Annotated in this window: 34 protein-coding genes; 1 reads left to right on the top strand and 33 read right to left on the bottom strand. The window is 45.3% G+C overall.

What is annotated here, in order from left to right; translation table 11 throughout:
• Positions 1 to 266: 266 nt before the first annotated feature.
• The 33 genes from rplQ to rpsL all read right to left on the bottom strand — a co-directional run bounded on the left by rplQ (position 267) and on the right by rpsL (position 19,979).
• Positions 267 to 665 carry a 50S ribosomal protein L17 gene (gene rplQ / locus AC1RR2_RS07590; RefSeq protein WP_186892604.1) on the bottom strand — a complete coding sequence of 133 codons (399 nt, stop codon included), beginning with the start codon at positions 663 to 665 and terminating at the stop codon, positions 267 to 269.
• 130 nt (positions 666 to 795) lie between these two features.
• Positions 796 to 1,773, bottom strand: coding sequence for a DNA-directed RNA polymerase subunit alpha (locus AC1RR2_RS07585; RefSeq protein ID WP_186892603.1), 978 nt, complete (start codon positions 1,771 to 1,773; stop codon positions 796 to 798).
• A gap of 103 nt (positions 1,774 to 1,876) precedes the next feature.
• A complete protein-coding gene (gene rpsD, locus AC1RR2_RS07580) occupies positions 1,877 to 2,500 on the bottom strand; it encodes a 30S ribosomal protein S4 (RefSeq protein ID WP_493221657.1) in 624 nt (207 codons plus the stop codon).
• Between the two features lie 218 nt (positions 2,501 to 2,718).
• Positions 2,719 to 3,123 carry a 30S ribosomal protein S11 gene (gene rpsK, locus AC1RR2_RS07575; RefSeq protein ID WP_186892601.1) on the bottom strand — a complete coding sequence of 135 codons (405 nt, stop codon included), beginning with the start codon at positions 3,121 to 3,123 and terminating at the stop codon, positions 2,719 to 2,721.
• 38 nt (positions 3,124 to 3,161) lie between these two features.
• The gene (rpsM, locus tag AC1RR2_RS07570) at positions 3,162 to 3,527 is read right to left on the bottom strand and encodes a 30S ribosomal protein S13 (protein WP_186892600.1); all 366 of its coding nucleotides are present in this window, start codon (positions 3,525 to 3,527) and stop codon (positions 3,162 to 3,164) included.
• A gap of 27 nt (positions 3,528 to 3,554) precedes the next feature.
• Complete coding sequence (gene rpmJ / locus AC1RR2_RS07565) at positions 3,555 to 3,668, bottom strand: 50S ribosomal protein L36 (protein ID WP_014004415.1); 114 nt, start codon at positions 3,666 to 3,668, stop codon at positions 3,555 to 3,557.
• Between the two features lie 32 nt (positions 3,669 to 3,700).
• Positions 3,701 to 3,919, bottom strand: coding sequence for a translation initiation factor IF-1 (gene infA / locus AC1RR2_RS07560; protein WP_005663428.1), 219 nt, complete (start codon positions 3,917 to 3,919; stop codon positions 3,701 to 3,703).
• Positions 3,920 to 3,944: 25 nt separating this feature from the next.
• Positions 3,945 to 5,282 carry a preprotein translocase subunit SecY gene (gene secY / locus AC1RR2_RS07555; protein ID WP_493221656.1) on the bottom strand — a complete coding sequence of 446 codons (1,338 nt, stop codon included), beginning with the start codon at positions 5,280 to 5,282 and terminating at the stop codon, positions 3,945 to 3,947.
• A gap of 23 nt (positions 5,283 to 5,305) precedes the next feature.
• Entirely contained in the window at positions 5,306 to 5,794 is a 489-nt protein-coding gene (gene rplO / locus AC1RR2_RS07550; protein ID WP_423055042.1) for a 50S ribosomal protein L15, read from the bottom strand.
• Positions 5,795 to 5,822: 28 nt separating this feature from the next.
• Positions 5,823 to 6,002 carry a 50S ribosomal protein L30 gene (gene rpmD, locus AC1RR2_RS07545; RefSeq protein WP_186892597.1) on the bottom strand — a complete coding sequence of 60 codons (180 nt, stop codon included), beginning with the start codon at positions 6,000 to 6,002 and terminating at the stop codon, positions 5,823 to 5,825.
• A 10-nt stretch (positions 6,003 to 6,012) separates the two neighbouring features.
• Positions 6,013 to 6,531, bottom strand: a complete 519-nt coding sequence (rpsE, locus tag AC1RR2_RS07540; protein WP_186892596.1) for a 30S ribosomal protein S5 — start codon at positions 6,529 to 6,531, stop codon at positions 6,013 to 6,015.
• 11 nt (positions 6,532 to 6,542) lie between these two features.
• On the bottom strand, positions 6,543 to 6,905 hold the full coding sequence (rplR, locus tag AC1RR2_RS07535) for a 50S ribosomal protein L18 (protein ID WP_186892595.1): 363 nt from the start codon (positions 6,903 to 6,905) through the stop codon (positions 6,543 to 6,545).
• Positions 6,906 to 6,918: 13 nt separating this feature from the next.
• On the bottom strand, positions 6,919 to 7,452 hold the full coding sequence (rplF, locus tag AC1RR2_RS07530; RefSeq protein WP_186921443.1) for a 50S ribosomal protein L6: 534 nt from the start codon (positions 7,450 to 7,452) through the stop codon (positions 6,919 to 6,921).
• Between the two features lie 10 nt (positions 7,453 to 7,462).
• Positions 7,463 to 7,858, bottom strand: a complete 396-nt coding sequence (rpsH, locus tag AC1RR2_RS07525; RefSeq protein ID WP_186892593.1) for a 30S ribosomal protein S8 — start codon at positions 7,856 to 7,858, stop codon at positions 7,463 to 7,465.
• A 14-nt stretch (positions 7,859 to 7,872) separates the two neighbouring features.
• Positions 7,873 to 8,178 carry a 30S ribosomal protein S14 gene (gene rpsN, locus AC1RR2_RS07520; RefSeq protein WP_186892592.1) on the bottom strand — a complete coding sequence of 102 codons (306 nt, stop codon included), beginning with the start codon at positions 8,176 to 8,178 and terminating at the stop codon, positions 7,873 to 7,875.
• A 7-nt stretch (positions 8,179 to 8,185) separates the two neighbouring features.
• Positions 8,186 to 8,725 (bottom strand): 50S ribosomal protein L5, encoded by a 540-nt coding sequence (gene rplE / locus AC1RR2_RS07515; RefSeq protein ID WP_186921439.1) that lies wholly within the window; start codon positions 8,723 to 8,725, stop codon positions 8,186 to 8,188.
• A gap of 4 nt (positions 8,726 to 8,729) precedes the next feature.
• Positions 8,730 to 9,044 carry a 50S ribosomal protein L24 gene (gene rplX / locus AC1RR2_RS07510; RefSeq protein ID WP_186892590.1) on the bottom strand — a complete coding sequence of 105 codons (315 nt, stop codon included), beginning with the start codon at positions 9,042 to 9,044 and terminating at the stop codon, positions 8,730 to 8,732.
• Positions 9,045 to 9,053: 9 nt separating this feature from the next.
• A complete protein-coding gene (gene rplN / locus AC1RR2_RS07505; protein ID WP_006464924.1) occupies positions 9,054 to 9,422 on the bottom strand; it encodes a 50S ribosomal protein L14 in 369 nt (122 codons plus the stop codon).
• A gap of 256 nt (positions 9,423 to 9,678) precedes the next feature.
• Positions 9,679 to 9,951: a 30S ribosomal protein S17 gene (gene rpsQ / locus AC1RR2_RS07500; RefSeq protein ID WP_186892589.1), complete on the bottom strand. Its 273-nt coding sequence runs from the start codon at positions 9,949 to 9,951 to the stop codon at positions 9,679 to 9,681.
• Positions 9,951 to 10,142 carry a 50S ribosomal protein L29 gene (rpmC, locus tag AC1RR2_RS07495; protein WP_186892588.1) on the bottom strand — a complete coding sequence of 64 codons (192 nt, stop codon included), beginning with the start codon at positions 10,140 to 10,142 and terminating at the stop codon, positions 9,951 to 9,953. Before rpmC ends, rpsQ begins: the two co-directional genes overlap by 1 nt.
• 13 nt (positions 10,143 to 10,155) lie before the next feature.
• On the bottom strand, positions 10,156 to 10,575 hold the full coding sequence (rplP, locus tag AC1RR2_RS07490; RefSeq protein ID WP_186892587.1) for a 50S ribosomal protein L16: 420 nt from the start codon (positions 10,573 to 10,575) through the stop codon (positions 10,156 to 10,158).
• A 2-nt stretch (positions 10,576 to 10,577) separates the two neighbouring features.
• Positions 10,578 to 11,417: a 30S ribosomal protein S3 gene (gene rpsC, locus AC1RR2_RS07485; protein WP_186921435.1), complete on the bottom strand. Its 840-nt coding sequence runs from the start codon at positions 11,415 to 11,417 to the stop codon at positions 10,578 to 10,580.
• Between the two features lie 9 nt (positions 11,418 to 11,426).
• Positions 11,427 to 11,756 carry a 50S ribosomal protein L22 gene (gene rplV / locus AC1RR2_RS07480; protein ID WP_186892585.1) on the bottom strand — a complete coding sequence of 110 codons (330 nt, stop codon included), beginning with the start codon at positions 11,754 to 11,756 and terminating at the stop codon, positions 11,427 to 11,429.
• 1 nt (position 11,757) lies between these two features.
• A complete protein-coding gene (gene rpsS, locus AC1RR2_RS07475) occupies positions 11,758 to 12,033 on the bottom strand; it encodes a 30S ribosomal protein S19 (RefSeq protein WP_186892584.1) in 276 nt (91 codons plus the stop codon).
• Between the two features lie 10 nt (positions 12,034 to 12,043).
• Positions 12,044 to 12,871 carry a 50S ribosomal protein L2 gene (gene rplB, locus AC1RR2_RS07470; protein WP_186892583.1) on the bottom strand — a complete coding sequence of 276 codons (828 nt, stop codon included), beginning with the start codon at positions 12,869 to 12,871 and terminating at the stop codon, positions 12,044 to 12,046.
• A gap of 2 nt (positions 12,872 to 12,873) precedes the next feature.
• The gene (rplW, locus tag AC1RR2_RS07465) at positions 12,874 to 13,185 is read right to left on the bottom strand and encodes a 50S ribosomal protein L23 (protein ID WP_186892582.1); all 312 of its coding nucleotides are present in this window, start codon (positions 13,183 to 13,185) and stop codon (positions 12,874 to 12,876) included.
• Entirely contained in the window at positions 13,182 to 13,805 is a 624-nt protein-coding gene (gene rplD / locus AC1RR2_RS07460) for a 50S ribosomal protein L4 (RefSeq protein WP_186892581.1), read from the bottom strand. The genes rplW and rplD overlap by 4 nt, the downstream gene beginning before the upstream one ends.
• Positions 13,806 to 13,808: 3 nt before the next feature.
• Entirely contained in the window at positions 13,809 to 14,465 is a 657-nt protein-coding gene (gene rplC / locus AC1RR2_RS07455) for a 50S ribosomal protein L3 (RefSeq protein WP_186892580.1), read from the bottom strand.
• Positions 14,466 to 14,821: 356 nt separating this feature from the next.
• A complete protein-coding gene (gene rpsJ / locus AC1RR2_RS07450) occupies positions 14,822 to 15,139 on the bottom strand; it encodes a 30S ribosomal protein S10 (protein ID WP_186892579.1) in 318 nt (105 codons plus the stop codon).
• 186 nt (positions 15,140 to 15,325) lie between these two features.
• Positions 15,326 to 16,519: an elongation factor Tu gene (gene tuf / locus AC1RR2_RS07445; protein WP_493220951.1), complete on the bottom strand. Its 1,194-nt coding sequence runs from the start codon at positions 16,517 to 16,519 to the stop codon at positions 15,326 to 15,328.
• A 193-nt stretch (positions 16,520 to 16,712) separates the two neighbouring features.
• Positions 16,713 to 18,818 (bottom strand): elongation factor G, encoded by a 2,106-nt coding sequence (gene fusA / locus AC1RR2_RS07440; protein ID WP_493221655.1) that lies wholly within the window; start codon positions 18,816 to 18,818, stop codon positions 16,713 to 16,715.
• Positions 18,819 to 18,944: 126 nt separating this feature from the next.
• A complete protein-coding gene (rpsG, locus tag AC1RR2_RS07435; protein WP_186892660.1) occupies positions 18,945 to 19,415 on the bottom strand; it encodes a 30S ribosomal protein S7 in 471 nt (156 codons plus the stop codon).
• Between the two features lie 180 nt (positions 19,416 to 19,595).
• The gene (rpsL, locus tag AC1RR2_RS07430) at positions 19,596 to 19,979 is read right to left on the bottom strand and encodes a 30S ribosomal protein S12 (RefSeq protein ID WP_186886132.1); all 384 of its coding nucleotides are present in this window, start codon (positions 19,977 to 19,979) and stop codon (positions 19,596 to 19,598) included.
• 435 nt (positions 19,980 to 20,414) lie between these two features.
• Here rpsL and AC1RR2_RS07425 point away from each other — a divergent pair, with 435 nt between their 5' ends.
• Positions 20,415 to 22,259, top strand: a complete 1,845-nt coding sequence (locus AC1RR2_RS07425; RefSeq protein ID WP_493221654.1) for a phosphoethanolamine transferase — start codon at positions 20,415 to 20,417, stop codon at positions 22,257 to 22,259.
• Positions 22,260 to 22,301 lie beyond the last annotated feature (42 nt).

Genomic DNA, 22,301 nt, shown 5'->3' with positions numbered 1-22,301 from the left:
ATTATCACGCATCAATTGCCAACCGGGGAAAGAGTTCATAATTTTCATTGGAATTCTAAACATTTGCCTTCAGATTCAGCGAATTAGATATGGTTCATTTTACCGAAAACAAACAGACCGACGGCGCGATTCGCTATCTTAACGGAATACTGAAGTCGACGTCAGCGAAGTGAATTTAGACCCGCTACGTAGTCCGATAGAAATAAAAAAAGCCGTTCATTTTACTGAACGGCTTCTTATTCCAGAACTGCTAATGACAACTTAGCTTATTCGTCAACTGTTGGTGCATCTGCAGCATCAGAGACTTCTGGACGATCCAACAATTCTACATAGGCCATAGGTGCATTGTCGCCAACGCGGAAACCCATTTTCAAAATACGCAGGTAACCACCGTTGCGATTTGCAAAACGTGGACCCAATTCAGCGAACAATTTTTGAACGATTTCACGATCGCGCAAACGATTGAATGCCAAACGTTTGTTTGCCAATGTGTCTGTTTTACCCAAAGTTAAGATTGGCTCTACAACGCGGCGCAATTCTTTTGCTTTTGGCAAAGTTGTTTTGATTGCTTCGTGGCGCAACAGGGAAACTGTCATATTGCGCAACATTGCTAAACGGTGTGATGATGTACGATTCAGCTTACGTAAGCCGTGACGATGACGCATGGTACTTCCTTTCGATTGTTTAAAAATTCCAGTTCTTCTATCGTCAAACCATTTGACGCGGACCGGTAATGTTCTTACTACGCACTACAAATAAAACGTCGGGTCAAACTAGTCGACCCGACATCAAAAATTACTTCTCTAAACCAGCTGGTGGCCAGTTTTCTAACTTCATGCCCAAAGACAAACCACGGGAAGCCAATACTTCTTTGATTTCGTTCAAAGATTTGCGACCCAAGTTTGGTGTCTTCAACAATTCGTTTTCGCTACGTTGGATCAAATCACCAATATAGTAAATATTTTCTGCTTTCAGGCAATTTGCTGAACGTACTGTCAATTCCAAGTCATCGACTGGACGCAACAAGACTGGATCAACCGCAGGTGCACGTGATGGCGCTTCTGCAGCTGCTTCTGTGCCTTCCAATGCAGCGAATACATGCAACTGATCAACCAAAACGCGAGCAGATTGACGAATCGCTTCTTCTGGGGTGATCACACCGTTTGTTTCGATGTTGATGATCAACTTGTCCAAATCTGTACGTTGTTCAACGCGAGCAGATTCAACAGAGTAAGAAACACGACGTACTGGAGAGAAAGATGCATCCAAAATGATACGACCGATAGTTTTGTTCGCATCTTCAGACAAACGACGTACGTTACCGGGAACGTAGCCACGACCTTTTTCAACCTTGATTTGCATATCCAATTTGCCGCCCGCGGTCAAATTAGCAATCACGTGATCTGGATTAATCAGTTCTACGTTATGTGGCAAATCGATGTCAGAAGCCAATACTGCGCCTTCGCCTTCTTTTTTCAAAGTCAAAGTCACTTCATCACGTTCATGCAACTTGAAGACAACGCCTTTCAAGTTCAACAAAATATCAACGACGTCTTCTTGCACGCCATCGAGAGTTGAGTATTCATGAACAACACCAGCGATAGTCACTTCTGTCGGCGCATAACCAACCATAGAAGACAACAAGACGCGGCGTAATGAGTTACCGAGTGTATGACCGAAACCACGTTCAAATGGCTCCATCACTACTTTTGCTGAGCCAGGGCCCAACATTTCAACATCGATAATACGAGGCTTAAACAGATTGTTTTGCATTATTTGTCCTTTTCAATACCCTCGGCTCGTTACACCGATAAGGCTGATGGCAAAAAGAAAAAAGCCTGCCCATAAGAAAATGGGCAGGCGGTGAAACTTAATATTAACGTGAGTACAATTCAACGATCAAAGATTCGTTGACATCGTGAGCGATATCGCTACGATCAGGCATAGACTTGAAAGTACCTTCCATTTTCTTGGAGTCTACAGACACCCAAGATGGCATACCGATTTGTTCAGCCAAGGCCAAAGCTTCAACGATACGAACTTGTTTTTTGGATTTTTCACGAACAGCAACAACGTCACCAGCTTTAACTTGGTAAGAAGCGATATTAACCACACCGCCGTTGACTGTGAATGCTTTGTGGCTGACCAACTGACGTGCTTCTGCACGTGTGGAGCCGAAACCCATACGGTATGCAACGTTGTCCAAACGAGATTCCAACAATTTCAACAGAGTTTCGCCTGTGTTGCCTTTTTGACGATCAGCTTCTGCGAAATAGCGACGGAATTGACGCTCTAACACGCCGTACATACGCTTAACTTTTTGTTTTTCACGCAATTGATTACCGAAGTCAGATGTACGTGCGCCAGACTTCGCGCCGTGTTGACCTGGTTTTACATCTAATTTGCATTTGGAATCCAAAGAGCGACGTGCGCTTTTCAGGAACAGATCCGTGCCTTCGCGGCGGGATAATTTTGCTTTAGGTCCGATATAACGTGCCACAATAATTTCCTTTAAAAATGACGTAAGTGCCGTTTGACAACCTACGCTAGTCTGATCTACCTGCAATCAGACAGTGGTCTTATTAAATAAAAATCGAATAAGAAAAAATAAAATCGTATCAAAAATACGAAAGACAAAACCCACCAAATGAATTGGCGGGCTGCATTCTAACATGATTGCTAGAATTATCCAAAGCTTAGCCTAAGCTAAGCAATGAATTAGATACGACGACGCTTTGGAGGGCGGCAGCCGTTATGTGGTACTGGCGTAACGTCTTGGATCAAGGAGATCTTGATACCCAAATTATTCAAAGCACGCACAGAAGATTCACGGCCTGGACCTGGACCTTTGATGCGAACTTCGAGGTTTTTGATACCGCACTCAACCGCAACTTTACCTGCTGCTTCCGCTGCAACCTGAGCTGCGAAAGGAGTAGATTTACGTGAGCCTTTAAAACCTTGACCACCAGCTGTTGCCCAAGACAATGCATTGCCTTGACGATCAGTGATCGTGATGATGGTGTTGTTGAAAGATGCGTGAACGTGTGCGATACCTTCAGCAACATTTTTCTTAACTTTTTTACGAGCGCGTGCTGCCGCTGCGTTATTTTGTGCTTTTGCCATAATTGGTTCCTTGAATCCAGTTGATCAACTACGCTGGATTATTTTTTCAATGATTGCGCTGCTTTACGTGGGCCCTTACGTGTACGTGCATTCGTACGTGTACGTTGACCACGAACAGGCAAACCTTTGCGATGACGCAGACCGCGGTAGCAGCCTAAGTCCATCAAACGCTTGATGTTCATCGAGATTTCACGACGAAGATCACCTTCAACAACGTATTTTGCAATACTGTCGCGAAGCTTTTCTAACTCGTTGTCGTCCAGATCTTTGACCTTTTTAGTTGTCAATACACCCGTTGCTGCACAGATATCTGCTGCGCGTGGGCCGCCAATACCATAGATTGCTTGTAAGCCAATTACGGTATGCTGATGATTTGGGATATTAACCCCTGCTATACGTGCCATTCGTTATTCCTCGTTCAATAACGTTAATTAACCTTGGCGCTGTTTATGGCGTGGTTCTGTGCAAATTACACGAACAACACCTTTGCGCTTGATGATCTTGCAGTTGCGGCAAATCCGCTTAACTGATGCGAGAACTTTCATTTTTGCCCTCTTCCCTTCTAGTTCAATTTAATTTACTTGGTCCGGAACACAATGCGTGCTCGGCTCAAATCATAAGGCGTCAATTCTACTGTCACCTTATCACCAGGAAGAATGCGGATATAGTTCATACGCATTTTTCCTGAAATATGGCCAAGCACAACATGCCCATTTTCCAACTTAACTCGAAATGTTGCATTCGGAAGATTCTCTAGAATCTCTCCCTGCATCTGTATAACGTCGTCTTTTGCCATTCGATCTGCTGTTCCTTTGGTGTGCTTACCGTGAAGGTATGCCGCCCTTGAAATTTGCTTTACGAAGAAGCGATTCGTATTGCTGTGACATTACGTAATTCTGCACTTGAGCCATAAAGTCCATGGTCACTACCACAATAATCAACAGCGATGTGCCGCCGAAATAGAATGGTACTTTCCAATGAGCGATCAGCAATTCCGGTAACAAGCAAACTAATGCAATGTAGACCGCCCCAATCAAAGTCAAACGCATCAAAATCTTGTCGATATAACGCGATGTTTGATCACCTGGACGAATCCCTGGGACAAAAGCACCACTCTTCTTCAAATTATCCGCTGTCTCTTTGCTGTTAAATACCAACGCAGTGTAGAAGAAGCAGAAGAAGATAATCGTTACAGCGTACAACAATGCATGGACAGGTTCACCGGTAGTCAGAGAACTTGCTAAATCTTGCAAGAACCGAACAAAGCCAGAATCCTGATCTTGCGCTCCCTTTGCGAACATGCCAGTAATCGTGGCAGGCAGCATAATAATAGAAGACGCGAAAATCGGAGGAATTACACCTGCCATATTTAACTTCAGTGGTAAATGACTGCTTTGACCACCATAAACTTTATTGCCTACCTGACGCTTCGCATAGTTGACCAGAATCTTACGTTGACCGCGCTCTACGAACACAACCAGATAAGTCACTGCAGCAACCATCACGCAAATAATCAATGCTGAAAACGCTTGCATAGAGCCGGTACGAACTAATTCGAACAAACCCGCTAATGCACCCGGCAAGCCAGCGACGATACCTGCAAAGATGATGATAGAAATACCGTTACCTAAACCGCGCTCAGTGATTTGCTCACCTAACCACATCAGGAACATCGTGCCAGTTACCAAGGTAACGACAGTGGTAAATCTAAACGCCATTCCAGGATCTAACACCAAACCTGCTTGCGTTTCCAAACCAAAAGCAATGAAGAAAGCTTGCACCACACCGAGTACCAAAGTACCGTAACGTGTGTATTGGGTAATCTTACGACGACCCGACTCGCCTTCTTTCTTCAGTGCTTCCAGTTGCGGGGACACGACAGACATCAACTGCATAATAATAGAGGCAGAAATGTAAGGCGTAATTCCCAGCGCCAAAATTGTGAAGCGAGACAAAGCACCACCGGAGAACATGTTAAACATTCCCAAAATACCATTTTGGTTTTGCTTAAACAAATCTTCTAATACCTTTGGATCAATTCCAGGAACAGGTATATGTGCGCCTATCCTATATACAACCAGTGCTGCTAGTAAAAACCAGAGTCTTCCCCAAGGAAAACCACTGGCAGCACTTTTAGCTTGTTGAGGAGATGTTGCCAATGTTTGCTCCTGTTATGACTTAATTAAGCAGATGCTTTAGCTTTAGCAGGTAATTTCTTAACCACTGGTGCAATCACTAATTCAGTCACTGTTCCGCCAGCAGCTTCAATTGCAGCTTTAGCACCTTTGCTGACGATTAAGCCATTCAAAGTTACTTTTTTAGTGATCTCGCCTGACAAAATCACGCGAACAACACGTGCCAATTCAGAAACGACACCAGCTTGCTTCAATGCCAAAACATCGATCTCTGTGACTGGTAAATTTTCCAGGTCAGACAAACGAACTTCTGCTTTGTAAGGTGTCGCCAAAGATTTGAAACCACGCTTAGGCAAACGGCGTTGCAAAGGCATTTGACCGCCTTCAAAACCGACTTTATGAAAGCCGCCTGTACGAGATTTTTGACCTTTATGACCACGACCCGCTGTTTTACCGATACCAGAACCGATACCGCGACCAACACGACGTTTGTAGTGTTTAGCGCCATCAGCTGGTTGGATTGTATTTAATTCCATAATTTGCTCCGATCGCAACCCCTAGGGCTTACGATACAACCTTCACAAGATACGAGACTTTATTGATCATACCGCGCACTGCTGGTGTGTCTTGCAATTCAGAAACTGAATTTACGCGACGCAGACCCAAGCCGCGCACAGTAGCACGATGTGACTCGCGCGTACCGATCAAACCCTTGACCAATTGTACTTTAACTGTAGTTGTCATTTCGCTCACCTTAGCCCAAAATTTCTTCAACGGACTTACCGCGCTTTGCAGCGATATCGGAAGGCGTACTCATTTTCGACAAACCGTTCAAAGTTGCACGAACCATGTTGTATGGATTAGTAGAGCCATTTGACTTAGCCACTACATTCACCACGCCCAACACTTCGAAAATCGCGCGCATTGGACCACCAGCAATAACGCCAGTACCTTCTTTAGCAGGCATCATCATTACTGATGAGGCGCCGTGCTTACCAGTCACTGCATGTTGCAATGTACCGTTTTTCAAAGTTACTTTAATCATTTTGCGGCGGGCTTCTTCCATCGCTTTTTGTACGGCTACTGGAACTTCTTTCGATTTTCCTTTACCCATACCGATGCGACCGTCACCATCACCAACGACTGTCAGTGCTGCGAAACCCATGATACGACCACCCTTAACCACTTTGGTTACACGGTTGATCGCGATCATTTTTTCGCGCATGCCATCATCCGGCTTGTCGGCTGCTGTTTTTGCTTGCATTTTTGCCATGACAATATTCCTTAGAACTTCAAGCCGGCTTCACGCGCGGCTTCTGCCAACGCCTTCACACGACCGTGGTAACGAAAACCGGAGCGATCAAACGCGACTTCGGTAACTCCTGCTTTCAATGCTTTTTCCGCAACGCGCTTACCAATCAAAGTGGCTGCCGCAGCATTACCACCGTGCTTAGATGCCGCTGCCAATTCTGCACGCACTTCAGCTTCCACTGTAGAAGCAGATGCCAATACTTTGGAATCTGCATCAATGATGCTAGCGTAGATATGCAGGTTCGTACGGTGCACAGATAAACGTGTGACCTTGAGCTCTGCGATCTTGGCACGGGTTTGAGTCGCGCGGCGCAGACGTGATTGTTTCTTATCCATCGTCTAACCCCTATTACTTCTTCTTGGTTTCTTTAATCACAACCACTTCGTCCGCGTAGCGGACACCCTTGCCTTTATATGGCTCTGGGCTGCGGTATGCACGAACTTCTGCTGCGACCTGACCAACTTGCTGCTTATTCACACCTTTGATGAGAATTTCAGTTGGAGTTGGTGTTGCACATGTCACGCCAGCTGGCATGTCATGAACGACAGGATGAGAAAAACCCAAGGAGAGATTCAACTTGTCGCCTTGCGCTTGCGCTTTATAACCAACGCCGACGAGGTTCAACTTCTTCTCAAAACCTTTAGTAACACCGTTAACCATGTTATTGACCAAGGCACGTAAAGTACCAGTCATAGCATTAGCTTCACGGCTGTCGTTTGCCGGTTTGAAATTCAGGACACCACTTTCGTTCGCGATTGTCACTAAGCCATTTAAACTTTGTGTCAATACGCCCATTGGACCTTTTACTGTAATCGCCGCTGCTGAGATTGCAACTTCTGCACCTGCTGGCAACGCGATTGGCATTTTACCTACTCGAGACATCTTGCACTCCTTAGGCGACGTAGCAAATAACTTCGCCACCGACACCGGTTGCGCGCGCTTTGCGGTCAGTCATAACGCCCTTAGGTGTGGACACAATGGCCACGCCCAAACCGTTCATCACACTTGGGATCTCGTCTTTACCTTTGTAAATACGGAGACCTGGACGTGATACACGTTCCAAGCGTTCGATAACAGGACGTCCTGCATAATATTTCAAACCGATTTTCAATTCAGATTTACCAGCAGCGTCAACTACTGCGAAATCCTCAATGTAGCCTTCGTCCTTCAGTACGTTTGCAATTGCAACTTTTACCTTAGAGGACGGCATCGCGACGGCAGTCTTTTGAACAACTTGCGCGTTACGGATGCGGGTCAGCATATCGGCGATAGGATCGCTCATACTCATTGCTTATTCTCCTATTACCAGCTAGCTTTAGTCATACCCGGGATTTCACCACGCATGGCGAATTCACGGACTTTAATACGGCCCAAACCGAACTTACGGAATGTGCCACGTGGACGACCTGTCAAAGCGCAGCGATTGCGCTGACGAGTCGGATTAGAATTACGTGGCAATGCCTGCAACTTCAAACGAGCTAAATATTGCTCTTCTGGAGTTTTTGATTGGTCATCAATGATGGCCTTCAATTCGGCGCGTTTGCCAGCGAATTTCTTCACCAAATCTGCACGCTTTTGCTCACGATTAATCAGTGCCAATTTTGCCATGGCGACCTCAGTTTCTGAACGGAAATTTAAATGCGGCGAGAAGCGCTTTTGCTTCTTCGTCGGTCTTAGCTGTCGTAGTAATACTGATATTCATACCACGCAACGCGTCAATCTTGTCGTACTCGATCTCAGGGAAAATGATCTGTTCCTTAACACCGATATTGTAGTTACCACGACCGTCAAATGCGCGGCCAGATACGCCACGGAAGTCACGAACGCGTGGCAAAGCCACAGTCACGAAACGATCCAAGAATTCGTACATATGATTACCACGCAGGGTGACCATACAACCGATTGGATAGCCTTCGCGGATTTTAAAACCAGCGATCGCTTTACGTGCCTTAGTTACGACAGGTTTTTGACCTGCAATCTTCGTCAAATCGCCGACTGCGTGCTCGATAATTTTCTTATCAGCGATCGCTTCGGACAAACCCATATTCAGGGTGATCTTCAAGATGCGAGGAACTTCCATTGGTGATTTGTAAGAGAATTTCTCAGTCAAATCAGCAACGATTTTATCTTTATATAATGCTTGTAGACGGGCCATGACTTTATGCCTTCACAACTTCGCCAGTAGATTTATAAACGCGGACTTTTTTGCCATCCACATCTTTAAAACCTACACGGTCTGCTTTACCAGATGCAGCATTAAATAACGCAACATTGGAAACATGAATCGGCATCAATTTATCAACGATGCCACCAACTGCTCCAGTCATTGGGTTAGGCTTAGTCGCTTTTTTAGCAACATTAACACCTGCAACAACAACGTAATTCGCATCAACGCATTGCTGCACTTGACCACGTTTACCTTTGTCTTTACCCGTCAAGACGATGACTTCGTCGTTTTTACGAATCTTATTCATCACGACTCCTTACAGCACTTCTGGAGCAAGCGAAACGATCTTCATGAAACGCTCAGTACGCAATTCGCGCGTTACTGGGCCGAAAATACGAGTTCCGATAGGCTCAAGCTTTGCATTTAACAACACTGCAGCATTGCCGTCGAACTTAACCAAAGAGCCGTCTTGACGACGAACGCCTTTAGCAGTGCGAACCACAACTGCATTGTAAATTTCACCTTTTTTTACGCGACCGCGTGGAGCAGCAGACTTGACTGTTACCTTGATAACATCACCGATCCCTGCATAACGACGCTTAGAGCCACCCAATACCTTAATGCACAAAACTTCACGCGCACCAGTATTGTCAGCCACTTCTAGCCGGCTTTCTGTTTGAATCATATTGTTCTCTTTCCCAACTTAATCCACACAATCCGCACATTGCAAATCTGTAGTCAGTCTTGGTCCCGCCAGCCAACTCTTTTATTGTCAGACGCCTTAGAAGCACAAATAACAATGCACGAGTCAACCGATTAGGTGGACGATTTTTTAACCACTCTCAAATTACTAGCCTGAGAGACATTTAAGCTGTCATTTGCAAGCTTTGCAAATGACAGCCCATCATTATTACATCAAAAAACGATTACTGCAACAACTATTATAAAACTGGCGCAACTTGTACAACGCGAGTCAATGTCCAGGCTTTAGTTTTAGAGATTGGACGACCTTCTTGAATCTCGACTGTGTCACCGGCTTTTGCTTGGTTCGCTTCATCGTGTGCATGATATTTCGCAGTACGCACAATGATCTTACCGTACAAAGGATGCTTAACGTGACGCTCAACTAATACTGTCACTGTCTTATCCATCTTGTCGGAGACAACTTTGCCAATCAATGTGCGCTTCAGTGCAACTTTAACTTGATCGTTCATTATTTGGCATCCTTCTGATTCATGACTGTTTTAACTCTGGCGATGTCACGACGAACTTTTTTGAGTTGCGAAGTGTTATTCAATTGTTGCGTAGCGATTTGCATACGCAAGCTGAATTGTGCCTTCAACAAATCATTCAATTCTTTCGTCAAAGCTGCGGAGTCTTTGCCTTGGAGTTCAGATACTTTCATTTACAACTCCCTATTAAGTGCCGACTTGACGTACGACAAACGTTGTCAACAATGGTAATTTAGCAGCTGCTAAGCGGAAAGCTTCTCGTGCCAGCGCTTCATCAACGCCATCCATTTCGTACAACATTTTGCCTGGTTGAATCTCGGCTACGTAGTACTCTGGATTACCTTTACCATTACCCATACGAACTTCAGCTGGTTTCTGAGAAATTGGCTTATCTGGGAAAATACGGATCCAGATACGGCCACCACGTTTGATATGACGAGTCATAGCGCGACGTGCCGCTTCAATTTGACGTGCAGTAATACGGCCACGTGCAATTGACTTCAAACCAAATTCACCGAAAGAAACTGCTGTGCCACGGTCATGGGAAATACCCTTGTTGCGGCCTTTTTGTTCCTTACGATATTTTCTGCGTGCTGGTTGCAGCATGATTATTCTCCTGCTTTCTCAGCTGGTGCCGCCGCGCCGTCAGCTGCTTTCGTGCGAACACGTTTAGCCGCTGGAGCTGCTGCTGTACCAGTTGGAGTTTGACCTTCAGGGCGCTTTGCACGTGGACGGCTATTTGGCTTGCCATCTTCGCGACGTGGGCCACGACGTTTTTTGTCGTCTTCTGGTGTGGATTCGATTACAGGAGCATCGCCATTAGCTAAACGATCACCTTTGTAAACCCAAACTTTAACGCCAATAATACCGTATGTCGTAGATGCTTCACTTGTACCGTAATCGATATCAGCGCGCAAAGTATGCAGAGGCACACGACCTTCGCGATACCATTCTTTACGAGCAATTTCGATACCATTCAAACGACCACTAGACATGATCTTGATACCCTTAGCACCCAGACGCATTGCGTTTTGCATCGCACGTTTCATCGCGCGGCGGAACATAATACGTTTTTCGAGCTGCTGAGAGATAGAATCAGCGATCAATTGAGCATCGATTTCTGGCTTACGAATTTCTTCGATATTTACGTGCACTGGCACGCCCATGATCTTTGCCAAATCCGCTTTCAAGGATTCGATATCTTCGCCTTTTTTACCAATCACAACACCTGGACGGGAGCTGTAAATAGTAATACGTGCATTTTTTGCCGGACGCTCAATAGTGATACGACCTACTGATGCATTTTTCAATTTCTTTTTAAGGTACTCACGTACTTTGATATCTTCGTTGAGCATAGTGGCAAAATTTGCATTGCCAGCATACCAGCGTGAAGACCAATTACGTGTTACCGCTAAACGGAAACCGGTTGGATGTATCTTCTGTCCCATCGTGACTCCTTAGTTACCAACAGTCACATAAATGTGACAGGATTGTTTAGAGATACGATCACCACGACCTTTTGCGCGCGCTGTAAAGCGTTTGAGAATTGGTCCTTTTTCGACATAAATCGTCGTAACTTTCAATTCATCGATATCGGCACCATCATTGTGCTCGGCATTAGCGATTGCTGATTCCAAGACTTTCTTAATGATAGTCGCGCCTTTTTTCGGACTGAAGGCTAAGATGTTTAATGCTTGATCGACTTTCTTACCACGGATCAAGTCTGCTACCAAGCGACCTTTTTGCTCGGACAGACGTACACCCTTCAATATTGCTTTGGTTTCCATATTATCTCTTCGCTTTCTTATCCGCGATATGACCTTTAAATGTGCGAGTCAATGCGAATTCGCCCAATTTATGGCCTACCATGTTTTCAGAAACGTACACTGGTACGTGCTGCTTACCATTGTGTACTGCGATAGTCAGACCGATGAAATCAGGCATGATTGTCGAACGACGTGACCAAGTTTTAATTGGCTTTTTGTCTTTATTTGCTTGCGCAGCTTCGACTTTCTTTACCAAATGGGCGTCGCAAAACGGCCCTTTTTTAGCTGAACGTGTCATGTGTTACCCCTTATTTCTTGCCACGGCGTGAAACGATCATGGAAGTCGTACGCTTGTTGCGACGTGTCTTCTTACCCTTAGTTTGCTGACCCCATGGAGAAACTGGATGACGTCCTGCTGCTGTCTTACCTTCACCACCACCGTGTGGGTGATCAATAGGATTCATGACAACACCGCGAACTGTCGGGCGTACACCGCGCCAACGCATCGCACCAGCTTTACCAATTTTACGGAGGTTATGCTCACCGTTACCGACTTCACCGATAGTTGCACGGCATTCGATATGGATACGACGAACTTCACCAGAGCGCAAACGCACTTGAGCGTATGTGCCTTCGCGAGCCATCAACACCACACCAGCACCAGCAGTACGAGCGATCTGCGCACCCTTGCCCGGCAACATTTCTACGCAATGCATAGTTGTACCGACTGGGATATTGCGGATTGGCAAGCAGTTACCAGATTTGATTGGCGCTTGTGAGCCATTCATCACCTGATCACCAGCAGCCATACCTTTGGATGCAATGATGTATGCACGTTCACCGTCCGCGTAGCACAACAAAGCAATGTGCGCTGTACGGTTAGGATCGTATTCAATGCGTTCAACTTTCGCAGGAATACCATCTTTAGAACGCTTAAAATCGACTAAACGATAGTGCTGCTTATGACCACCGCCGATATGACGTGTAGTGATATGACCATTGTTGTTACGGCCAGCAGTTTTATTTTTCTTTTCCAACAAAGCAGCAAACGGACGGCCTTTATGCAAGCCTTCAGTTACCACTTTAACCATACCACGACGGCCTGGTGAGGTTGGCTTCATCTTAACGAGTGCCATGCTTATGCCCCCTCGGTAAAGTTAATTTCTTGACCTGGCTTCAAGCATACAAAAGCGCGTTTTGTATGATTGCGACGGCCATTAAATTTACCAGTACGTTTTTGTTTGCCCAAGCGGTTAGCTACTTGCACAGATTCAACCTGAACCTTAAACAGCAACTCAACAGCAGCCTTGATTTCTGGCTTAGTTGCATCTGGCATCACCAGGAAAACAACTTGCTCGTTTTTCTCTGCAACCATGGTTGCTTTTTCAGAGATCACCGGAGCCAGCAACACCTTCATCAGGCGTTCTTCACTATGCTTGATTACGCTCATGCCAGCATCTCCTCAATCTTTGTCAAGGCCGCTTTAGTGATCAACACTTTCTTGTAGAACACCAAAGAAACTGGATCAGCATAACGTGGCTCAACAACCAAAACGTTAACCAGATTGCGAGCAGCCAACATCAAGTTTTCGTTGAAGTCTTCAGTAATAATCAATACTGAATCCAAGCAACCCATTGTCTTCAATTTTTCAGACAACAACTTAGTTTTTGGCGCATCAACAGTCAAACTGTCAACAACATTCAAACGACCTTCACGAGCCAACTGAGACAAGATCGAGCAGATACCTGCGCGATACATCTTCTTGTTAACTTTGTGAGAGAAGTTCTCATCAGGAGAGTTAGGGAAAGCGCGACCGCCTCCACGCCACAATGGGGAAGATGACATACCAGCACGAGCACGACCCGTACCTTTTTGACGCCATGGCTTCTTAGTTGTGTGGTGAACTTCGTCACGACCCAATTGTTTGCGGTTACCACTGCGAGCATTCGCTTGGTAAGCAACAACAACTTGATGAATCAAAGCTTCATTGTAATCACGACCAAAAATAGTATCTGGCGCAGCAACATTAGAAGCAGATTGACCGTCTGCATTTAGGAGCTTCAGTTCCATAAATTAAGCCCCCTTCTTTGCTTTAACTTTAACAGCTGGTGATACAATCACCTGACCGTTTTTCGCACCAGGAATAGCACCTTTCACCAACAACAATTGGCGATCAGCATCTACACGGGCGATAACAAGATTTTGCACTGTACGCGTAACGTCACCCAAGTGACCAGTCATGCGTTTACCTGGGAAAACGCGACCAGGATCCTGCGCCATACCGATAGAACCAGGAACATTATGTGAACGTGAGTTACCGTGAGTAGCACGACCAGATGCGAAGTGGTGACGTTTAATAGTACCGGCATAGCCTTTACCAATTGTCACGCCTTGCACGTCCACTTTTTGACCAGCTTCGAACAAGCCAACAGGCACAACATCGCCTGCTTTCAGTTCAGCAGCTTTAGCAGCGTCAACACGGAATTCTTTTAAGACAGTACCAGCTTCCACACCCGCTTTTGCGAGGTGACCTGCAGCCGCTTTAGTTACACGGGATGCACGGCGCTGACCGAATGTTACCTGAACAGCGGAGTAACCGTCTGTTTCAGGAGTTTTGATTTGCGTCACGCGGTTGTTTGAGACATCTAATACTGTGACTGGAATTGAATCACCATCATCAGTAAAAATGCGCATCATACCAACCTTGCGACCAACTAGGCCCAAGCTCATTGTTTTCTCCATTCTCACCTACGATTGGGTGAGGCTGATGTTTAGAAACTTACTTTTAAGACTTAAAAATAGACAGGCAATAGCCTATCAAAATCTAAGCCTTCGATTGTAACCCGAAAAATTTCCACTTACAAGAAAAATTTATTTGAAAATAGAAAAATTTATGGTATGTCAGTTTTCCCTGAACGCTTAAAAGATCTTATGACAGCTCAAATCATTTTTAGCAAACAGAAAGCTAGCTTGAGAAATTCAATTATGGGGATGCAGAACAAGGCGCTTCCCACAGCAATACTCAGGTATTGCGAGGACAAGCAACGCAGTGCTGCGCCCCAGAATTGGATTTATCGAGCTAGCAATTATTGCAATTTGATTTCTACGTCGACACCAGCTGGCAAGTCGAGTTTCATCAAAGCATCAACTGTTTTATCCGTTGGATCAACGATGTCCATCAAACGCTGGTGCGTGCGGATTTCGAATTGATCGCGTGAAGTTTTGTTGACGTGTGGGGAACGCAATACGTCGAAACGTTGAATACGTGTTGGCAAAGGAACTGGACCTTTAACAACAGCGCCGGTACGCTTAGCTGTTTCTACGATTTCCAAAGCTGATTGATCGATCAATTTGTAATCGAAAGCTTTCAAGCGAATACGGATTTTTTGATTTGCTGTAGACATGATATTTCCTATAAAGAACGAGCCACGATGCATTAATTGTGGCATTTTTAACAAAGAGCGATTACTAAAAAGTACGGCTGTCGAGCTTAAAAAGCGCGACAGCCGACTAGTGTACACCAAATTTCGAATTATTCTAAACTTTATCGATGAAACAGGTGAGCATCACCGATAGCTTTTAAGGATTAATTAACCAGCGATAATTTTTGCAACAACACCCGCACCAACAGTACGACCACCTTCACGAATCGCGAAACGGAGACCTTCTTCCATCGCGATCGGGTTGATCAACTTAACTGTGATAGAAACGTTATCGCCTGGCATCACCATTTCTTTATCCTTCGGCAACTCGATTGAACCAGTTACGTCCGTTGTACGGAAGTAGAACTGTGGACGATAGTTGTTGAAGAATGGTGTATGACGACCACCTTCATCTTTAGACAAAACGTAGATCTCGCCTGTGAAATGATCATGCGGCTTGATTGAACCTGGTTTCGCCAACACTTGACCACGTTGAATATCTTCACGCTTAGTACCGCGCAACAAGACACCCACGTTGTCACCAGCTTGACCTTGATCCAGCAATTTGCGGAACATTTCAACGCCAGTACATGTTGTTTTGACTGTATCTTTAATACCAACGATTTCGATTTCTTCGCCGACTTTGATGATACCGCGTTCGATACGACCCGTTACCACTGTACCGCGACCAGAGATGGAGAACACGTCTTCCACTGGCAACAAGAATGCGCCGTCAACAGCACGTTCTGGTGTTGGGATATAAGAATCCAAAGCATCAGCCAATTTCATGATCGCTTCTTCGCCCAATGGACCCTTGTCGCCTTCGAGCGCCATTTTTGCGGAACCTTGGATGATAGGCAAATCGTCACCTGGGAATTCGTATTTAGACAATAATTCACGAACTTCCATTTCAACCAATTCCAACAACTCAGCGTCATCAACCATGTCGCATTTGTTCAAGAATACGATGATGTATGGAACACCAACTTGACGTGCCAACAAGATGTGCTCACGTGTCTGTGGCATTGGACCGTCAGCTGCGGAGCAAACCAGAATAGCGCCGTCCATCTGAGCAGCACCAGTAATCATGTTTTTAACATAGTCAGCATGGCCTGGGCAATCAACGTGAGCATAGTGACGGCCTGCTGTTTCGTATTCTACGTGCGCAGTATTAATCGTAATACCACGTGCTTTTTCTTCTGGAGCTGCATCGATCTGGTCGTATGCTTTAGCTTCGCCGCCAAATTTCTTAGACAATACTGTCGCAATCGCTGCTGTCAATGTCGTTTTACCGTGATCCACGTGACCAATTGTACCGACGTTAACGTGCGGCTTGGTGCGTTCGAACTTACCTTTTGCCATTTTATTCTTCCTTCAAAAAGAACGATTAGATTATTATCCCGCCCGAATAATTTCGGAGGGGGTTTCCGATTTTAATACTAAGAAATTTCAAGAAAAACCAAAAGCGAACCACAGAGGCGCAGAGAGCGCAGAGGAAAACAGAGTCTTTCTCTGCGTCCTCCGCGCCTCGGCGGTTCAAGCTTTGTAATTCCTATTACTTCGCTTTTGATGTAACGATTGCGTCGATAACATTCTTCGGCGCTTCAGAGTAGTGCTTGAATTCCATAGAATAAGTCGCACGACCTTGAGTTGCTGAACGCAAAGAAGTTGAGTAACCAAACATCTCAGACAATGGCACTTCAGCTTTAATGATCTTACCGCCACCACCAGCAATCTCATCCATACCTTGAACCATACCGCGACGTGAGGACAAATCGCCCATCACTGTACCAGCGTAGTCTTCTGGTGTTTCCACTTCAACCGCCATCATTGGCTCCAAGATAACTGGACTTGCTTTACGGCAGCCATCTTTAAATGCCATAGAACCCGCCATACGGAACGCGTTTTCGTTGGAGTCGACGTCATGGTATGAACCGAAGAACAATGTCACTTTAACGTCAACCACTGGGTAACCAGCCAATACACCAGAAGTCAAAGTTTCACGTACACCTTTTTCAACTGCAGGAATGTATTCGCGTGGAACTGTACCACCTTTGATGGCGTCAACGAATTCGAAACCTTTACCTGGTTCTTGCGGCTCGATCTTCAATACAACGTGACCGTATTGACCACGACCACCTGATTGCTTAACGAACTTACCTTCGATCTCTTCGCATGTTTTGCGAATTGTTTCGCGGTACGCTACTTGAGGCTTACCAACCGTTGCTTCCACGTTGAATTCACGCTTCATACGGTCAACGATAATATCCAGATGCAATTCACCCATACCAGCGATAATTGTCTGACCAGATTCTTCGTCAGTACGCACGCGGAAAGATGGATCTTCAGCTGCCAAACGATTCAACGCCAAGCCCATCTTCTCTTGGTCAGCCTTAGTTTTTGGCTCAACGGCTTGAGAAATAACTGGCTCTGGGAATATCATGCGCTCTAAGACAACGATCGCTTTTTCGTCGCACAAGGTATCACCTGTTGTTGTGTCTTTCAGACCCACAACCGCAGCGATATCACCCGCCATCATTTCTTTGATTTCTTCACGTTGATTCGCATGCATCTGAACCAAACGACCGATACGTTCTTTCTTCTCTTTTACAGAGTTGTAAACGCTGTCGCCAGAATTCAAAGTACCTGAGTAGCAACGGATAAAGCACAATTGACCAACGAACGGATCCGTAGCAATCTTAAATGCCAAAGCGGAGAACTTCTCATTGTCTTTTGCTTCACGAACCACTGGCTCATCATCTTCATTCAAACCAGGAACTGGTGGAATGTCTAATGGGGATGGCAAGTATTCAATAACTGCATCCAACATCGCCTGAACACCTTTGTTCTTAAATGCCGTACCGCACATCATAGGAACGATTTCAGAAGCGATCGTACGTTGACGCAAAGCTGCTTTAATTTCAGCTTCAGACAAATCGCCTTCTTCAAGGTATTTGTTCATCAATTCTTCACTGGCTTCAGCAGCTGCTTCCACCATGTTTTCACGCCATTTTTTGGATTCTTCTACCAAATGCGCAGGAATATCCTGGTATTCAAATTTCATACCTTGAGATGCCACATCCCAGATGATCGCTTTCATCTTTACCAAATCGATCACACCTTCGAATAAATCTTCAGCGCCGATAGGTACTTGCAAAGGCACTGGATTTGCTTTCAAACGTGCACGCATTTGATCGTACACTTTGAAGAAGTTCGCGCCAGTACGATCCATCTTGTTGACGAATGCCAAACGTGGGACTTTATACTTGTTAGCTTGACGCCAAACTGTTTCAGATTGTGGCTGAACACCGCCGACTGCACAGTAAACCATGCAAGCACCATCCAAAACACGCATAGAGCGCTCAACTTCAATCGTGAAGTCAACGTGGCCTGGGGTATCAATAATGTTGATATGGTGCGGCTGGAAATTATTCGCCATACCACTCCAGAAGCAAGTTGTCGCAGCGGAAGTAATAGTAATACCGCGCTCTTGCTCTTGCTCCATCCAGTCCATGGTAGCCGCGCCATCATGCACTTCACCGATTTTGTGATTTACACCGGTATAGAACAAAACACGCTCGGTTGTCGTGGTTTTACCAGCATCAATGTGAGCCGAAATACCGATATTACGGTAGCGCTCAATGGGGGTCTTACGGGCCATAGCTATTCCTAAATCTTTTAATGGACAAAACCGAGCGCAATTTTCGAGAAGAAATTACGCCCGGCCTGATTCAATATTCTTACCAAAACCATTGCCACGACAGCACAATGGTCTCTCACTTTACTATTAGAAGCGGAAGTGGGAGAAGGCTTTGTTGGCTTCAGCCATACGATGCACTTCATCACGTTTCTTCATTGCACCGCCGCGACCTTCTGCGGCTTCCAACAATTCACCAGCCAAACGTTGTGGCATGGATTTTTCGCTACGCTTGTTCGCTGCTTCACGCAACCAACGCATAGACAGAGCCAAACGACGAACTGGACGAACTTCAACTGGAACTTGATAGTTAGCACCACCAACACGGCGAGATTTAACTTCAACCAATGGCTTAGCATTGTTGATTGCAGTTGCGAACACTTCCAATGGATCTTTACCAGATTTAGTTTGGATGTGATCAAACGCGCCATAGATAATGCCTTCAGCAACAGACTTCTTGCCAGACAACATCAACACGTTAACAAACTTAGAGACTTCAACATTACCGAATTTTGGATCCGGCAAAATATCCCGTTTCGGGACTTCACGACGACGTGGCATTTCAATTCCTTTCAATCTTCAGTTGAGCGGTCGATAACAAATTTATCAACGCTCGCGGTAAGCCATCATAGCCACCACTTACTCGGCTCATTCGAGACCGACACCTATCCGAATTACGGAGATTTTACAGAGGTTAATTTACAAGCAAGTTACAAAATAAAATTCTAGTGAACTAGAAAATTATTTCTTAACAGCCTTAGCGCGCTTAGAACCATATTTGGAACGAGCTTGCTTACGGTCTTTAACGCCTTGAGTATCCAAAGCACCGCGAACCATATGGTAACGCACACCCGGCAAATCCTTTACACGACCACCGCGCAACAAAACTACGCTATGTTCTTGCAAGTTATGGCCTTCACCACCGATATACGAAATAACTTCGAAACCGTTGGTCAAGCGTACTTTGGCAACTTTACGCAAAGCCGAGTTAGGCTTTTTTGGAGTTGTCGTATAAACACGGGTACATACGCCGCGTTTTTGCGGGCTGTTTTCCAGCGCCGGAGATTTGCTCTTAACCACTGCAGAAACACGTGGTTGGCGAATCAGTTGATTGATGGTTGGCATCGTTTTTAATCCAACAAAATACAACGTTAAACACACGCCCGGAAACGGTTGCCCGGGCACTTAAAATCTATATATTCACTCGCAAACTAAGTTTGCCAGCCCTCGAACATTCATGCTCATACACATGCTTTAATGAAATTGGCAGTGCGTAAGAATAAACCATATAAAATCGAGAACTCGCGAGTGTACACCTTTATTTCAAGCAAAGTCAATGAAAAACAATGAAAACAACAACTTAGCATTGTGTGATAACGGGGGGAGCGTTGGTAAGCCATGCACAGATTTATGCATTTACTGATGGCAGTTTCTACCAATGAAGACTATCAAAGCTAAAATACCCCTCCATTACATACCTGTGGGTTTTGTGGTGATTTATTTAAAGCTACCGACCTGCAGCCTAATATAGGCACACTTATCTTAAGGCACCTTACTTTAATGCACTACCTGCTACGTTTCTCTAGACCCTACCTGCTTGGCAGTTACTTTCTCGTTAGTTGTTTAGCATTTTTTAGCGTCTTTTTGGGCAAGTCGATTGAACAAGGCAGTCGCATTTTGATCTACCAAGTTTTGTCGTGGCTGGTGTTATGGGCAATCTTTAAAAAACCGCGCTGGTTTCATTTTGTCTTACTACCTGCTTTCTTGGCGATTCCAATTGAAATTTATTTGCGTTTATATTACGGGCAAGGAATTTCTACCCATCATTTGGGAATTATTACAGAAACTAGTCCGAAAGAAGCGCTGGAATTTCTCGGAAGCAAGGTTTGGTTGCTATTACTCATCGCGGCATTCATCCTGCTCTGGTGGTGGACACTGTTGCAAGCCGCAAAACATGAAACCAGCCTGACCTGGCATCACAGTTCACGCTGGATCGCTTTAGCGGCATTATCAGCTTGCCTTTTATGCTGGACTTACGGCGCTCAAGTGGGCGTTAGCAGCGCCTCCGGAACAGAAAGTGTTGCCAGTGCCACCACCGAAAAGCTAGAAACCGATAGCAAGGCATTTTGGAAACTGCGCTCATGGACAGAGCTAGAAACTTATATACAGCAACAGCCGCCATTGCCTAAATGGGCAGAAGCCCTATACGACGAGGAAAGTTTCTCTCGTAGTTGGCCGTTAGGGATTTTTTTACGCGGAATAGACTTTTATAAAGAACGTAACTACTTATCGACTCTTAGCGACAAGAATCGGGAATTCCTATTTCACGCGCAGCAAGCACCTGGCAACGACTTTCAACAAACGATCGTGGTCGTCATCGGCGAATCTGCACGTTACGACCGCTGGAGTCTCAACGGCTACCCGCGCGAAACCAACCCCTATTTGAGCCAAGAAAGCAATTTAATTAATTTTAGCGACATGATCACCGCGGTGGCGGCAACTCGCTTATCGGTTCCTATTATTACGACACGCAAACCCGCAGTGCAAAGCCTGAAAGCCGGGTTTTCTGAGAAATCATTCTTAAGCGCCTATAAGGAAGCGGGATTCAAAACCTTTTGGCTATCGAATCAAATGAGTTTCGGGCAGTTTGACACCCCCACCTCGGTGATCGCAAAGGAAGCCGACGTGACGCAATTTTTGAATCTGGGTGGTTTTACCAATAAGTCTAGTTACGATCAGATTTTACTAACGCCACTGCAAAACGCCTTAGACGACTCAGCACCGAATAAGTTAATTGTTCTGCATACGCTAGGCAACCATTGGAACTACAGTCATCGCTATCCTCCGGCCTATGATCAATGGAAACCCTCCTTATTTGGCATCACTAATCCCGTCTATACCGACCTCAAAAACAAAGAGGCCATTAATAACAGTTATGACAATTCTATCCTTTATACCGATTGGATCTTGGCACGCATGATTCAACAATTAAAAGTCTTGCCGCATATGAGCGCACTCTGGTACGTCTCGGATCACGGACAAACTTTATACGACGGTAGTTGCAATTTGGCCTTTCATGGTCACAACACACAATTTGAATTTCATATTCCCGCCTTCGTCTGGTATTCCGATCAATATGCGAAGCAGCACCCTGACAAGATTCAAGCATTGAAGACACATCAAAATGCCAAACTCTCGACAGAAAATGTATTTCACTCGGTGCTGGACATGGTCGACATCCGCTATCCCGACGAAAAACTGGATCGCAGCGTCTTTAGTCCAAAATGGAAATACCACACGCGCTATGTCGATAGCTATGGCTGGAGCAATTACGACGATGCCTATGTAAAAGGCGATTGCCGCGAGATTATTGATAATAAAACGCCACTAGTGCAGGAGAAGTGACTCAAAAGTAGCGGCTCCTTGATACTAAATAGGTTTAACACC

This window comes from Undibacterium sp. GW821-FHT11H02 (genome assembly GCF_058808015.1).
Note: the sequence above shows the minus strand (reverse complement) of the source record. Positions and strands in the feature narration are given on the sequence as shown.